2 protein-coding genes (1 of these 2 cut by a window edge) are annotated in these 16583 nt (G+C 73.8%); both read right to left on the reverse strand.

What is annotated here, in order from left to right; all coding sequences use genetic code 11:
• On the reverse strand, window positions 1-7158 hold the full coding sequence (locus ACZ516_RS05160; RefSeq protein WP_469008551.1) for an amino acid adenylation domain-containing protein: 7158 nt from the start codon (window positions 7156-7158) through the stop codon (window positions 1-3).
• Window positions 7158-16583: the 3' end of a non-ribosomal peptide synthetase gene (locus ACZ516_RS05165; protein WP_469008553.1), read on the reverse strand. 11064 nt of this gene lie beyond the right edge of the window; the window shows 9426 of its 20490 coding nt (coding positions 11065-20490); the start codon falls outside the window, past its right edge — the gene reads right to left on this strand; its stop codon occupies window positions 7158-7160. Before ACZ516_RS05165 ends, ACZ516_RS05160 begins: the two co-directional genes overlap by 1 nt.

Below are 16583 nucleotides of genomic sequence, written 5' to 3' on the forward strand. Positions count from 1 at the left end.
TTACAGGCGGTCCGCGAGGAGATTGCCGATGCGGGCGACATGCCGCGCATCCGTCATCAGATTTCCGTGCGTCGAGTCTATCGGCCGCACCTCGACCCGTCCGCCGACATAGGGTTGCCACAAGTTGACATTCAGGCGGTTCTCCCGGTCGGCGTCGGACTTCTGGTCGGCGGAGATGAGGAGGATGTCCCCGTCGAAGAAATCCGGCTCGAATTTGCGCATGATCCGGACATTGTTCACGTACACGTCCTTGAGTGCGATCATGTCGTGCGCCTCCAGGTGGGCGAGGGCCTGATTCCCGCCCTGCAGGAACTCCCGGAAACGCAGCAGAACCGCTTCCTGGTCTGCTAGGAGATCGGCCATCTCGAACTCGAACCCCATGGCCTGCATGTTGTGCGCGACGACCTCGTGCTCCACCGGGTCGGAGGTGTCGGCGTCCGCCCCCTGCGGATAGGCGTCGAGCACCGCGAGCAGGCCCACCTCCTCGCCCTCGGCGCGCAGCCGGGTGGCGAGGGCGTACGCGGACAGACCGCCGAAGGACCAGCCGGCGAGCCGGTAGGGGCCGTGCGGTTGCACCGAGCGGATCTCGGCGAGGTAGTCCTCGACCATCTCCTCCATGGTGGCGGGCAGTTGCCGCCGTCCGTCCAGGCCACGCGCCTGGATGCCGTAGAGCGGCACGTCCGGGCCGAGATGGCGGACCAGGCCCGAGTAGCACCAGCTGAAGCCGCCTCCCGGGTGCAGGCAGAAGAGCGGGGCGGCGGTGCCGCCCGCCCGCAGCGGCAGCAGCACGGCCGCCGAGTCGCGGGCCGGGCCGGTCTCCCCCGCCAGCGCCGCGGCGAGCGCGGCCGGGGTGGGCGCCTCGAAGACCGCGCGCACCGGCAGTTCGGTGCCCGTCACCTCACGGACGCGGCCCACCAGGCGGGCGGCGAGGAAGGAGTGGCCGCCCAGCTCGAAGAAGTCGTCGTCCGCGCCGGCCCGCTCCACGCCGAGCACCTCGGCGAACAGGCCGCACAGGGTGTGCTCCTCGGGCGTCAGCGGCTCGCGTCCGCCGCCTGCCGCGTACTCGGGCGCCGGGAGCGCGGCCCGGTCCAGCTTGCCGTTGGGCGTCAGGGGCAGCGCGTCCAGGACGACGAACGCGGCGGGCACCATGTGGTCGGGCAGCCGGCGGGCCGCGCGGGCCCGCAGCTCGCCCTCGGCGAGAGCCGCGGACGCCACCACGTAGCCGACGAGCCTGCGGTCGCCGGGCCGGTCCTCGCGCACCACCACGGCGGCCTGCGCGACGCCGTCCTCCGCGGTGAGAGCGGCCTCGATCTCGCCCGGCTCGACGCGGAAGCCCCGGATCTTCACCTGGGAGTCGGCGCGGCCCAGGTAGACCAGGCGCCCCTCGGCGGTGAAGCGGGCCAGGTCGCCGGTGCGGTACATGCGGGTGCCCGGCGGGCCGTAGGGGTCGGCGACGAACCGCTCGGCGGTGAGCCCGGGGCGGCCGTGGTAGCCGCGGGCCAGTGCGGTGCCCGCGATGTACAGCTCCCCCGCGACGCCGGGCGGTACCGGCGCCAGCCACGGGTCGAGCAGGCGCACGGCCGTGTTGGCGATGGGGCGGCCGATGGGCGGCGCGCCCTCGTCCCACTCCTCGGGCCGCTCCGGCAGCTGATGGGACGTCACCACGTGTGTCTCGGCGGGCCCGTAGTGGTTGTGCAGCCGCCGACCCGGCCCGGCGGCGCAGAAGGCACGGATGGCCCCGTGCGGGGTCAGTGCCTCACCGGCCTGCACCAGGTCGGTGAGGTCGGGCAGGGCCAGGTTCTGGGCGGTGGCGGCCTCGCAGACGGCGTCGATGACGAGGTTCGGCGCGTACAGCTCCTGGACGCGGGAGTCCTGGAGCCAGCGGGCGAGCCGGGCCGGGTCGCGGCGCACGTCCTCGGAGCAGACCACGAGGGTCTTGCCGCCCAGCAGCGCGGACAGGATCTCCTGGACGGACACGTCGAAGCTCACGGCGGTGAACTGCGCGACGCGGGTGCCGGGGCCGCCGGGCAGCGCCTCCTCGTGCCAGTCGAGCAGGTTGCCGAGAGCGCCCGCCGGCATGGTCACGCCCTTGGGGTGGCCGGTCGAACCCGAGGTGTAGATGAGGTAGGCGGGATGGCCGGCCTTCTGGCGGGCACCCGGCCGCTCGACGCCGAGCGCCGCCGGCTCCTGCGCCGACTCCTGCGTCCGTTCCTGCGCCAATGCGGGGGCGTCGACCACGAGGACACGCTCGTCCACGGCGGCGGGCAGCACGGGGCGCACCTCGCGGGTGGTGAGGACCACCGAGGGCCGGGCGTCGTCGAGCATGTAGGCGATGCGGTCGGCCGGGTACTCGGGGTCGACCGGCAGGTAGCAGGCGCCCGCCTTGCAGGTCGCGAGCAGGGCCACGACCAGGTCGGCGGAGCGGTGCATGGCCACCGCGACCCGGCTCTCGGGGGCCACGCCCCGCGCGGTGAGCAGCCGGGCGAGGCGGCTCGCGCGCAGGTCGAGTTCGGCGTACGTGAGGGAGCCGTCCGGGGCCTGGACCGCCACCGCGTCGGGGGTGGTCGCGGCCGCCGCCTCGAAGCGCTCGGCCGGCGAGCGGTAGGGGTAGGGGCGCCGGGTGTCGTTCCACTCGGTGAGCACCAGGCGCCGCTCCTCCTCGGCGAGGACGGGGATCTCCCCGATGCGGCGCCTGGGGTCGGCGGTGACCTCTTCGAGGAAGCGCAGCAGCCGGGCGACGAGTGCCTCGGCCGTGGCGCGGTCGAACAGGTCGGTGCTGAACTCCAGGCCCGCGCCGAGTCCGTCGGGCGTGCCGTCCTGCGCACGGCGCTCGGCGAAGGAGAAGAGCAGGTCGAACTTGGCCGACGCGGTGTCCGACACCACCGGTGCGGTGCTCAGGCCCGGCAGGCCGTCTCCGCCCGCCGTCGTCCGGTCGGTGTTGTTGAAGGTCAGCATGGTCTGGAAGAGGGGGTGCCGCACCAGCGAGCGGCTCGGGTTCACTTCCTCCACCAGCCGTTCGAAGGGCAGGTCCTGGTGGGCGTAGGCCGCGAGGTCCGCCTCCCGCACGCGGGCGAGCAGGTCACGGAAGGTGGGGTTGCCCGAGGTGTCGGTGCGCAGGACCAGCGTGTTGACGAAGAAGCCCACGACCTCGTCGAGCGCGTCGTCGGTGCGGCCCGCGACGGGGGTGCCGAGGGGGATGTCGTCGCCCGCGCCGAGCCGCGTCAAGAGCGCGGCGAGCGCCGCCTGGAGCACCATGAAGGGGCTGGCCTGCGCGGCCCGGGACAGGTCGGTGATCTTCTGGTGCAGCGGTGCCGGCACCTCGTACAGGACGCGGTCGCCTTGGTGGGAGGCGACGGCGGGCCGCTGCCGGTCGACGGGCAGCGCCAGTTCGTCGGGCAGGCCCGCGAGCGTCTCCTTCCAGTGGGCGAGCTGGCGGGAGATGGGGCTGGTCTCGTCGTCCTCGGAGCCGAGGACCTGCCGCTGCCACAGGCTGTAGTCGGCGTACTGGACGGGCAGCGGCGTCCAGGAGGGTGCGGCGCCGGTTAGGCGGGCCGCGTAGGCGGCGGTGAGGTCGCGGGCGAGCAGCGGCACGGACCAGCCGTCGCCCGCGATGTGGTGGACCAGGAGCAGCAGGACGTGCTCGCGCTCCCCGGTGCCGAACAGCCAGGCCCGCAGCGGCACTTCGGCGGCGAGGTCGAAGGCGTGGCCCGCGGTGGCGGCGAGGCGGCCGGGCAGGTCGGCGGCGCTCACCGAGGGCTCGACCGTCAGTTCGGGGCGGGCCCGCTCACCGTCCAGGACGATCTGGTACGGGCCCTCGGCGTCCTCGGCGAAGACGGTGCGCAGCGCCTCGTGGCGGTCGGCGACGTCGCGGAGGGCGGCGCGCAGGGCCGCCTGGTCGAGGTCCCCGGTGAGGCGCAGCGCGAAGGGGATGTTGTAGGTGGGGCTCGGTCCCTCGAAGCGGTGCAGGAACCAGAGTCTGCGCTGCGCGAAGGAGGCGGACACCCGTTCGGGGCGCGGGTCGGCGGCCCTCAGCGCGGCGCGGGCGCCGCCGGCCTCGGCGAGGGCGCGGCCGAGGGCGGCGACGGTGGGTGCCTCGAAGAGGCCGCGCACGGCCAGTTCGACGCCGAGGACCGAGCGGATGCGGCTGACCAGGCGGGTGGCGAGCAGCGAGTGGCCGCCGAGTTCGAAGAAGTCGTCGTCGATGCCGACGGACGGCACGCCGAGGAGTTCCGCGAACAGGCCGCAGAGGATCTCCTCCTGTGGGGTGCGCGGGGCCCGTCCGGCGAGGGCGGCGCCGAGGTCGGGGGCGGGCAGGGCCGCGCGGTCGACCTTGCCGTTGCCGGTCAGCGGCAGCGCGTCCAGGACGACGTACGCCGAGGGGACCATGTAGTCGGGCAGCTCGTCGGCGGTGTGGGCGCGCAGTTCGGCGGGGGTAGGGGCCGGGTCCCGCGCCGGGACGAGGTGGGCGACGACGCGCTTGTCGCCGGGCCGGGCCTCGCGGACGGTGACGACGGCCTGGGCGACGGCCGGGTGGGCGGCGAGGACGGCTTCGACCTCGCCGAGTTCGATGCGGAAGCCGCGGATCTTCACCTGGTCGTCGGCGCGTCCGAGGTAGTCCAGGGCGCCCTCGGCGTTCCACCGCACCAGGTCGCCGGTGCGGTACATGCGGGTGCCCGCGGGGCCGTAGGGGTCGGCGACGAAGCGTTCGGCGGTCAGGGCCGCGCGCCGCCAGTAGCCGCGGGCGAGTCCGGCGCCCGCGATGTACAGCTCGCCCGTGCTCCCGGCCGGCACCGGACGCAGCCAGCCGTCCAGGACGTGCAACGCGGTGTTGTCCAGGGGGGTGCCGATGGGCAGGGCGGCCGGTGTGTCCGAGCCGGCGGGCAGGGCGTGCCGCGCGGCGAACGTGGTGGTCTCGGTGGGGCCGTAGCCGTCGACGACCGTGATGCGGGGGCAGGCGTCCATGACGCGGCGCACGGACGCGGCGGGCACGACGTCACCGCCGGTCCACACCTCTCGTACGCCCGCCAGGTGTTCGGGGGCCTCGTCGGCGACGAGCTGGAAGAGGCCCGAGGTGAGCCAGAGTCCGCTCACGCCGTGTTCGGCGACGAGTTTGCCGAGGGTGTCGGTGTCGAGGTCGCCGGGCGGGGCGACGACGGCGGTGCCGCCGGACAGCAGCGGCACCCACAGCTCGTAGGTGGAGGCGTCGAAGGCGTGCGGCGAGTGGACCAGGACGCGGGTGTGCGCGCCGCCGGCGAAGGACCGGTCGTGGGCGAGTGCGACGACGTCCCGGTGGGTGACGGCGACGCCCTTGGGGACGCCGGTGGAGCCCGAGGTGTGCATCACGTACGCGAGCTGGTCGGGGTGGGTCCGCACCTGGGGCGCCGGGCCGGCCGGGGGCTCCTCGTCGCCGGCCGGCAGCACGGTCGCGCCGGTCCGCTCGGCGTGCGCGTGGTTCGCCTCGTCGGCGAGGACGAGGGTGACACCGGCCCGGCCGAGGGTCTGGCGCAGGCGTTCGACGGGGTCGGTGTCGCGCAGCGGGACGTAGGCGCCGCCCGCCTTGAGGATGCCGAGGACGGCGACGACGAGGTCGGCGGAGCGCTCCATGAGCAGCGCGACCGGCGTCTCGGCGCGCACGCCGGCCGCGGCCAGGCGGTGGGCGAGGCGGTCGGAGCGGGCGTCGAGCTCGGCGTAGTCGAGGGCGGTCGTGCCGCAGCGCACGGCTTCGGCGTGCGGGGTGCGGGCCACCTGGGCGCGGAACGCCTCGGGCAGGCCGCTCCCGGGGACGTCGGCGGCGGCGCCCCGGCCCAGGGCGAGTGCGGTCCGCCGCTCCTCGTCCCCGAGCGCGTCGAGCCGTCCGAGGGGCAGGTCGGGCGCGTGGGCGACGGACTCAAGGGTGCGTACGAGGCGGTCCATGACGGCTCGGGCGAGAGCGGGCGCGATCAGGTCGGGCTGGTGGTCGATGCGCAGCCGCAGACCGCCGCGGCCGACGGCGACGAACGCCAGCGGGTAGTGGGTGGCGTCGCGGTTGCGGGCGGCGGTGACGGTCAGGCCGCGGAAGCCGCCGGGCCCGTCGTCCTCGGCGCCGATGTCGGTCGGGTAGTTCTCGAACACCATGGTGGTGTCGAAGAGTTCGCCGGCCCCGGCCAGGCGCTGCACCTCGGCGAGGCCCAGCTGCTGGTGGGCCTGGAGGCGGGTCTGCTCGTCCTGCACCCGGCGCACGGTGGCGAGCAGCGGCTCCTCGGGCCGCAGCCGTACGCGCACCGGCAGGGTGTTGATGAACAGGCCGACCATGGTCTCGATCCCGGCGATCTCCGGGGGGCGCCCGGAGACGGTCGTGCCGAACACCACGTCGTCGCGGCCGGTGAGCCCGCCGACGACGACCGCCCAGGCGCCCTGCACCAGGGAGTTGAGGGTCAGGGCCCGGTCGCGGGCGAGTGCGGCGAGCTTCTCGTAGGTGGCCTGGTCGATCTCCCGCTCCAGGCGGCCGGGTACGCGCGGGGCGCGCTCGCCGGGGTGGGGGGCGACCAGCGTGGGCCCGTCGAGTCCGGCCAGGGTCTCGCGCCAGGCGGTGAGCGAGGCCTCGCGGTCCTGGCGGGCCAGCCACTGGAGGTAGTCGCGGAAGGGCCGCACCTTGGGCAGGGCGCTGTCGTCGCCCTTGGTGGCGTACAGCTTGAGCAGTTCCCGCACGAGCATCGGCTTGGACCAGCCGTCGAGCAGGATGTGGTGGTTGGTGAGCACGAACCGGAAGCGGCGCTCGCCGAGCCGCATCAGGGTGAACCGCATCAGCGGCGGCTTGGCCAGGTCGAAGCGGCGCAGGCGGTCCCCTTCCAGGGCCCGGTCCGCGGCGGCCCCGCGCTCCTGCTCGGGGTGCCCGGTGAGGTCCAGTTCCTCCCAGGGCAGCGCCACTTGGTGGGGGATCATCTGCACGGGCCGCTTGAGTCCCGCGTAGCGGAAGGCCGCGCGCAGGTTGGCGTGCCGGGCCAGGAGGGTGCGGCACGCGGCGCGCAGCGCCGCCGTGTCGAGGTCTCCTTCCAGGTCGATGGCCTGCTGCACCAGGTAGACGTCCGTGGCCGTCTCGTCGTACACGCTGTGGAAGAGCAAGCCCTCCTGCAGCGGTGCCAGCGGCAGTATGTCCTGCAGACCGGACTGGGTCGCCATTACGACGTCCTCCACTCGTCTTCGAGCAATTCGATTTCGTTCTGGTCGAGCAGGGCCAGGGACACGTCGGAGACGGTCAGGCCGCCCGCGTCGGGCCGCTCGGCGTGTTCGGCGAGGGCCTCCAGGGCCTGGAACCACAGGTCGGCGAGTTCGCGTACGCCGCTCTCGGCGAGGATGTCCTTCGCCCAGGTCCAGGTGGCGGTCAGTTCGGGGCCGCGCGGCCCGTCGTTGGTGCGGGCGTTGAGCTCCAGGGCGTGGGCGAGCGGGACCCGGGGGTCCGTGCCGCCGAGGCCGGCCGCGGTGGCGAGCACCGTCCAGTCGGGGATGGCGGCGCCGCCCGCGCCCTCGGTGCCCGCGGTGGTGAAGCGGCCCAGGTAGTTGAAGGCGACCTGGGGGGCGGGGAGACCGGCGAAACCGGCCTCGGTGGCGGGGTTGAGGTAGCGGGCGAGGCCGTAGCCCATGCCCTTGTCGGGCACCGCCCGCAGCTGCTCCTTGATCTCCTTGACGGCGGCCCCGGCGGCGGGCCCGCCCGCGAACGCGTCGGCGAGGTCGCCGACGGCGGCGTCCAGACGTACGGGGTACAGATTGGTGAACCAGCCCACCGTCCGGGACAGGTCGGCTCCCTCGACCAGGTGCTCCTCGCGGCCGTGGCCCTCCAGGTCCAGGAGCAGACCGTCGCCGCTCCCGGCCCGCCAGCGGGTCCAGGCGAGCGTGAAGGCGGCCAGCAGCACGTCGTTGACCTCGGCGTTGAAGGCGGCGGGGACCCGGGTGAGGACCGCCTCCGTCACGGACACCGGCAGTGTCATGGCCAGGTGCCGCGCGGTGGCGTACGTGTCCTTGGCGGGGTCCAGCGCCCGGGTGCCGAGGACGGGGTCGGCGCGCCGCAGGACGCCCTGCCACCAGGCGGCCTCGGTGGCCCTGGCCGGCCGGGCCGCCTCCTCGGTGAGCCGCTGCGACCAGCGGCGCAGTGAGGTGCCGACCGGCTGCAGCTCGGGGGTGCGGCCCGCGGCCACGGCGCGGTGCGCCTCGGCGAGGTCCGGGACGAGGATGCGCCACGACACCCCGTCGACCACCAGGTGGTGGACGAGGATCAGCAGGACGCCCGGTGCCTCGGTGCCGCGGTCGAACCACACCAGTTGTGCCATCCGGCCGGCGGCCGGGTCCAGGCGCTCGCGGGCGGCCTCGGTCTCGGCGCGGACCAGGTCCTGGCGTGCGCTCTCGTCGAGTCCGGCGGCGGGCACCCGCCGTACGACGGACCCGGCGTCGACCGTGCCCGGCTCGCGGATCTCCAGGCGCCACCCGGGCGCGGCGCCCAGCCTGGCCCGCAGCGCGTCGTGGTGGTCCAGGAGTGCCTGGACGGCACTCACCAGGTGCTCGTGCCGCAGGGACACGGGCACCTGCACGAGGCGGGACTGGTTGAACTGGTCGGCGGGACCGCCCCGTTCGAGGAACCACCGCTTGATCGGCGTGAGCGGGACCTCGCCGACGCCCGCGCCCGCCTCCTCGACGGGGGCACCGGTCGCCTCCTGGACGACACCGGCGAGCGCGGCGACCGTGCGGTGTTCGAAGACGTCCCGTACGGACAGTTCGAGTCCGGCCCGGCGCGCGCGGCTGACCAGCTGGATCGACATGATGCTGTCGCCGCCGAGGTCGAAGAACCCGTCGTCGATGCCGACTTCGGCAAGGCCCAGCACGTCCGCGAACAGGCCGCACAGGGTCTTCTCGCGTTCGGTGCGCGGCCCGCGGCGGCTCGTGTCGTCCCGCGCCCCGTACTCGGGCGCGGGCAGGGCGCGGCGGTCCAGTTTGCCGTTGAGGGTGAGCGGCAGCTCGTCGAGAACGACCACGGCCGAGGGCACCATGTACTCGGGCAGGGACGCGGCGACGTGGGCGCGCAGCTCGTCCGGCTCGGGCGTGCTCGCGCCGGCGACGACGTAGCCGACGAGCCGCTTGTCGCCGGGACGGTCCTCGCGCAGCACCACGGCGGCCTGCGCGACGTCGGCACGGGCCGCGAGGGCGGCCTCGACCTCGCCCGGCTCGATGCGGAAGCCGCGCAGCTTGACCTGGTCGTCGACGCGTCCGGCGAACCGCAGGCGGCCGTCCGGCTGCCAGGACACGACGTCCCCGGTGCGGTACATCCGCTCGCCGCCGCCCGCGAAGGGGTCGGCGACGAAGCGCTGTGCCGTCAGATCGCCCCGGCCGAGGTAGCCGCGGGCCACACCGGCGCCCGCGATGTACAGCTCGCCCTGCACGCCGGGGGCGACGGGCCGCAGCAGCGCGTCCAGGACGTACAGGCGGGTGTTCCACAGGGGCCGGCCGATGGGCACGACGGCATCGGGCACCTCGGCCGGGTCGCGCAGGGGGTTGACGGCGGAGAACACGGTGGTCTCCGTGGGCCCGTACTCGTTGGCGACGACCGTGCCGGGGCAGGCCTCGAGGACGCGGCGGACCGCGACCGGGGAGACCACGTCGCCGCCCGCCCAGATCTCGCGGACCCCCCGGAAGCACTCGGGGTGCTCCTCGGCGAGGACCCGGAAGAGACCGGCGCTGACGAACAGGCCCGTGACGTCCTGCCCGGCGATGGCAGCGGCGAGGTCGGCGGCGTCCAGGCGCCCGGCGGGGGCGACCACGACCTGGCCGCCGCCCAGCAGCGGGGCCCAGATCTCGAAGGTCGACGCGTCGAAGGCGTACGGCGAGTGCATCAGGACGCGTGCGTGGTGGCCGCGCCGCCAGTACGCGTCGGCCGCCAGGTGGACGACGTTGTGGTGGGTGTTGGCGACGCCCTTGGGGGTGCCGGTGGAGCCGGAGGTGTACATGACGTAGACGAGCTGTTCGGCGTCGGTGGTGATGCCGGGGTCGTGCGCGGGGCCGTCGGTGACGTCGTGGCCCGCGCCGACGCGCAGCACCGGGGCCTGGACGTCGAAGCCGACGTCGGCGGGGTCGCGGTCGGTGAGTAGCGCGACGGCCGCGGTGTCCCGGAGGATGAACTCCGAGCGCGACGCGGGCTGCTGCGGGTCGATCGGCACATAGGCGCCGCCCGCCTTGAGCACGGCGAGCGTGGAGACGACGAGTTCGGCGGTGCGCTCCTGGAGGACGGCGACGCGGCTCTCCTTGCCGACGCCCATGCCGATGAGCCGGTGCGCGAGCCGGTTGGCGCGGGCGTTCAGCTCGCCGTAGGTGAGGCTCAGTGCGCCGGCGACGACGGCCACCGCGTCCGGCGCGGTGGCGGCCCGCTGTTCGAACAGTGCGTGCACGGAGGTGTGGGCGGGGTGCTCGACGGCCGTGTCGTTCCAGTCGACGAGCATGCGGTGGCGCTCGTCCTCGGCCAGGATCTCCGCCTCGCCGATGGCCAGGTGGGGGTCGTCGGTGAGGGCTTCCAGGACGCGTACGAACCGGTCGGCGATGGCTTGCGCGGTCGCCCGGTCGAACAGTTCGGTGCTGAAGTCGAGCGCGCAGCCGAGTCCGGCGGGGCGGCCCGGGGCCGCTGTGTGCTCCGCGATCTCGAAGGACAGGTCGAACTTGGCGGAGGGCGCCCCGAGCGGCCGCCCGGAGACGGCGAGCCCGCCGAGGTCCACGCGCTCCCCGGTGAGGCGCCCGGCGTTGTCGAAGCTGAGCATGGTCTGGAAGAGCGGGTGGCGGGCCAGGGAGCGTTCGGGGTTGACGATCTCGACCAGCCGCTCGAAGGGCAGGTCCTGGTGGGCGTACGCGGCGAGGTTCTGGGCGCGCACCCGCTCCAGCAGCTCCGCGAACGTCGGGCCGCCCGAGACGTCCGTGCGCAGCACCAGCGTGTTGACGAAGAAGCCGACCAGGTCGTCCAGGGCGTCGTCCGTGCGGCCCGCGATCGGCGTGCCGATCGGGATGTCCGTGCCCGCCCCCAACCGCGTCAGAAGTGCGGCCAGAGCCGTCTGGAGGACCATGAACAGGCTCGCGCCGTGCTCACGGGCCACCGCCGTCAGCCGCTCGTACGTCTGCGGGGCCACGTCGAAGACGACCCGGTCCCCCTCGTACGACGCCGCCGCGGGGCGCGGCCGGTCGAAGGGCAGCGCCAGCTCTTCGGGGAGGCCCGTCAAGGCCTGCTGCCAGTAGGCGAGTTGGCGGGAGACCTCGCTGTCCGGGTCGCTCTCGGAGCCGAGGACGTCGCGCTGCCACAGGCTGTAGTCCGCGTACTGCACGGGCAGCGGGGCCCAGGTGGGCGCCCGGCCCTCGCGGCGGGCCGCGTAGGCCGCCGTCAGGTCGCGCACCAGGGCGCCGCGCGACCAGGCGTCGCCGGCGATGTGGTGCGTCAGCAGGAGCAGCGCGTGCCGGTCGGTGCCCAGTTCGAACACGGTGGCGCGCAGCGGGATCTCGTTCTCCAGGTCGAAGACGTATCCGGCGGCGCGGCGCAGCAGCCGGTCCACGGTGTCCTCGTCGGCCGGCTCGACGGTCAGCGGCACCCGCAGGCGCGCGGCGTCCAGGACCACCTGGTGGGCCTCGCCGTCCGCGCCCTCGGCGAAGACGGTGCGCAGGCTCTCGTGCCGCGCGGCGACGTCGGTGAGCGCGGCGCGCAGGGCGTCCGTGTCCAGGGGGCCGGTCAGGTCGAGGGAGACGGGCATGTTGTAGGCGTCGCTCGGGCCCTCCAGGTGCTGGAGGAACCAGAGCCGCTGCTGGGCGTACGACAGCGGCATCCGGGCGGGGCGCGGGACGGGCACGATCCTGCCGCGCGCGCCGGCCACCTCGTCCAGCGTGCCGGCGAGGCGGGCGACGGTGGGTGCCTCGAAGAGGCGCCGGACGGGGAGTTCGGCGTCCAGGGTGGTGCGGATGCGGCTCACCAGCCTGGTGGCGAGCAGCGAGTGCCCGCCGAGCCGGAAGAAGTCGTCGTCGATGCCGACGGACTCCACCCCGAGGACTTCGGCGAACAGGCCGCAGAGGATCTCCTCGCGCGGCGAGCGCGGGGCACGGCCCGTCTGCTGGGCCTCGTACTCGGGGGCGGGCAGGGCGCGGCGGTCCAGCTTGCCGTTCGGGGTGAGCGGGAAGGCGTCGAGGGTGACGAAGGCGGACGGGACCATGTAGTCCGGGAGCTGGGCCGCAGTGTGCTCGCGGAGGTCCTGCGGTGTCGGGGCGGTCGGGCCCGTCGGGATGACGTAGGCGGCGATGCGCTTGTCGCCGGGCCGGTCCTCGCGGACCATCACGGCAGCCTGCGCGACCTGGGGGTGCCCGGCCAGGACGGTCTCGATCTCCCCCAGTTCGATGCGGAAACCACGCAGCTTGACCTGGTCGTCCACCCGGGACAGATACTCCAGATCGCCCTTCGCGCTCCAGCGCACGAGGTCACCCGTGCGGTACATGCGGGAGCCGGCCGGCCCGTACGGGTCGGCCACGAAACGCTCGGCGGTCAACGCCGGACGACCGTGATAGCCGCGCACGACACCCTCACCCGCGATGTACAGCTCGCCCGGGACCCCGGACGGCACCGCACGCAGGGCCGCGTCCAGCACGTACACCTGCGTGTTGGCGATCGGGCGGCCGATACGGGGCGCGGGCGCCTTGATGGCGGGAACGTCCCAGGTGGTGGACCAGATGGTCGTCTCCGTGGGCCCGTACATGTTGGTGACGGACGCGGTGGAAGCCGTCAGTGCCTGGGCGAGGTCTGCGGGAAGGGCCTCACCGCCGACCAGGACCCGTACGCCGGTCAGCACCGCCGCGTCCTCGGCGAGCAGCGCCCGCCACAGACTCGGGGTGGCCTGCATGACGTTCACGCCACGCGCGGTGACCAGCCGGGCCAGCGCCGCCGGATCACGGACCGTCTCCCGGTCCGCGACGACCACGGCCGCACCGCTCAACAGCGGCACGAACAACTCCAGACCCGCGATGTCGAACCCGACCGTGGTCACCGCACCAAGCCGGTCACCCGACCCGAGGCCGAACCGGTCACGCATCGCCACCAGGAAGTTCACCAACGGCGCCTGCGGCACCACCACACCCTTCGGCCGCCCCGTCGAACCCGACGTATAGATGACGTACGCGGAATGGTGGAGGTCGGTGGCAGGGCGGGCGAGGCCGGGGGCCGACGGGTCGGCGAGGGCGGACCGCACCTCCGGGTCGTCCAGCAGCAGTCTCGGCACGCCGGAGTCGGGCAGGCGGTCCGCGGTCCCGGTGGCGGTGAGGATGAGGGCCGGGGCGGCGTCGTCGAGCATGTACGCGAGCCGGTCGGCCGGGTACTCCGTGTCCAGCGGCAGATACGCCGCCCCCGCCCGCCACACCGCGAGCAGCGCCACGACCAGGTCCGCGGACCTCGGCAACGCCACCGCCACGAACCGCTCCGGACCCGCACCACGAGCGGCCAGCAGTGCGGCCAACCGCTCCACCCGCTCACCCAACTCCCCGTACGACAGGGACTCATCTCCCGCGACCACGGCCACCGCATCGCGGTCGGCCGCCACCCGCTCCCGGAACAGCTCCACCACCGGCCGCGCCGGCATCTCGCACGCGGTGTCGTTCCAGTCGGTGAGCAGCGTGCGGGTCTCGGCACCGTCGAGGAGACCGAGGGTGGTGAGCGGCGCGTCGGGGTGGGCGACCATGCCGCCGAGCAGGCGCAGGAAGCGTGCTCCCAGCGTCTCGACCGTGGAGCGGTCGAACAGGTCGGTGCTGTACTCCAGGACGCCTTCCAGGGCCCGCTCGCCCGCCGCGTCCCCGCTCTCCGCGAAGGCGAAGGACAGGTCGAACTTGGCGACCGCCGTGTCCGCGACGGCCCGCGTCACGGAGAGCCCCGGCAGGCCGCCCGCGGCGCCCTCCACGGCGGTGGTGTCCGTGTTGTTGAAGGCCAGGAGCACCTGGAAGAGGGGGTGGCGGGCCAGGGACCGCTCCGGGTTGACGGCCTCCACGAGCCGCTCGAACGGCAGGTCCTGATGCGCGTACGCCCCGAGGTTGGTCTCCCGCACCCGGGCGATCAGGTCGCGGGCGGTGGGGCTGCCGGAGGTGTCCGTGCGCAGGACGAGGGTGTTGATGAACACGCCGACGAGCTGCTCGACCGCGCTGTCCGTGCGGCCCGCGACCGGCGTGCCGATCGGGATGTCCTCGCCCGCGCCGAGCCGCGTCAGGAGCGCGGCGAGAGCGGCCTGGAGCACCATGAACGGACTGGCTCCGGCCTCCCGGGCGAGCGCCACCACGTCCGCGTACAGCGCCGCCGGTACCGCGAAGGGCAGCCGGTCGCCGCGGTAGGAGGCGACGGCGGGGCGCGGCCGGTCGTACGGCAGCTCCAGCTGGTCCGGCAGCCCGCCCAGCGCCTGCTCCCAGTAGGCGAGTTGGCGGGACATCTCACTGGCGGGGTCGTCCTCGGCGCCGAGGACGTCGCGCTGCCACAGGCTGTAGTCCGCGTACTGCACCGGCAGCGGCGCCCAGGCGGGGGCCTGCCCCTCGACACGGGCCGCGTAGGCGGTGGCGAGGTCACGGGCGAGCGGGGCACGCGACCACGCGTCGCTCACGATGTGGTGCAGCAGGAGAAGGAGTACGTGCTCGTCCTCGCCGACGGCGAAGAGGGTGACCCGCAACGGCAGTTCGGCCGACAGGTCGAACCCGGCGCGTGCCGCATCCCGCAGCCGACCGTCGACCTCACCGGGTGCCGCCTCCACCACGGCGAGCCGCGGGCGGGCCTGCTCGGCGTCGGCCGGCAGCACGATCTGCCGGGAGCCCTCGTCGTCCTCGGCGAAGACGGTGCGCAGGCTCTCGTGCCGTGCGACGACGTCCGCGAGGGCGAGGCGCAGGGCGGCCCGGTCAAGCGGGCCGGTCATGCGCAGGGCGACGGGGATGTTGTAGGTGGCGTTGGCGGGCTCGAACTGGTTGAGGAACCACAGGCGTTGCTGGGCGTAGGACAGTGGGATGCGCTCGGGTCGCGGCCCGGCGACGACGCCGCGACGGGCGCCGAGGGGGCCGCCGTCGAGGGTGGCGGAGATCCCGGCGACGGTCGGCGTCTCGAAGAGCTGGCGGATGGGCAGCTCGACGTCCAGCGTGCCGCGGATACGGCTGACCAGCTTCGTCGCCAGCAGCGAGTGCCCGCCGAGCCGGAAGAAGTCGTCGTCGATGCCGACGGTCTCCTTGCCGAGTACGTCGGCGAAGAGCCCGCACAGGATCTCCTCGCGCGGTGAACGCGGGGCGCGGCCTTCTTCCGTCGTCTCGTACGCGGGGGCGGGCAGCGCGCGGCGGTCCAGCTTGCCGTTGACGGTCAGGGGCAGGGCTTCCAGGGTGAGGAAGGCGGAGGGGACCATGTAGTCGGGGAGCTGGGCGGCCACGTGTGCGTGCAGTTCGTCGGTGGCCGGGGCGTGCGCCTCCTGCGGTACGAGGTAGGCGACGAGACGCTGGTCGCCGGGCTGGTCCTCGCGGATGATGACGGCGGCCTGGGAGATGCCGGGGTGCGTGGTCAGCACGGCCTGGATCTCACCGAGTTCGATGCGGAAGCCACGCAGCTTGACCTGGTCGTCGACGCGACCGGCGTACACGAGCTGACCGTCCGCGTTCCAGCGGGCCAGGTCACCCGTGCGGTACATCCGCGCACCGGGCGGACCGAAGGGATCGGCGGTGAACCGCTCGGCGGTCAGATCGGGACGCTTCCAGTAGCCCCGGGCGAGTACCGCACCGGCGACATACATCTCACCATCGACACCGACGGGAAGAGGCCTGAGCTGGGCGTCCAAGACGTAGGCGCGGGTGTTCCAGAACGGGCGGCCGATCGGCACCGGACCCGAGCCCACCTTCTGGCCCGGCTCGATACGGAAGTCCGTGCAGTTGACCGTCGCCTCGGTCGGACCATAAGCGTTGACCACCGTGACGTCGGGGTTCGCCGCACGCCAGGCGGCCAGTGCCTCGCCGGTCAGCGCCTCACCACCCGTGATCAACGTGCCCGAAGGCGACACCTGCGACGGCAGCGCCTCCAGCATCGCGAGGTGTGACGGCGTCACCTTCATGAACGACGGACGCCCATGTGCAGCCGCCTGCTCATCCAGTTCGGCCAGCACCACACGGCCACCGGACACAAGCGGCGAATACAGCGCGGTCACCGTCAGGTCGAAGGCGACCGAGGAATGCAGCAACGCCGAACCGGAAGCGTCCGCGTACACCTCACGGGCCCGCTCCAGGTAGTGACCCACGGAGGCGTGTTCAACGACCACGCCCTTCGGCCGGCCCGTCGAACCGGAGGTGTAAATGACGTACACCGGGTGATGCGGCTCAAGCGGCGACAACCGGTCCGCGTCCGTCACGGGCCCGGCGTCAAAGGCGTCCGCCTCCCCCAGTACCGCCACGTCATCGATGACCAGCACCGGCTCCGCATCCGCCACGATGTGCGCGATCCGCTCCTGCGGATACTCCGGGTCAATCGGAACGTACGCGCCACCGGCCTTGGCGATGCCCAGCAGGACCACGACCAGTTCCACCGACCGGCCCAGCTTCACCCCCAC

This window comes from Streptomyces sp. NPDC034037, assembly GCF_055575715.1.

What these genes read in the sequence shown, in the direction of transcription:
- ACZ516_RS05160 (WP_469008551.1), bottom strand. Translation starts at nt 7,158, where the DNA reads ATGGCGACCCAGTCCGGTCTGCAGGACATACTGCCGCTGGCACCGCTG.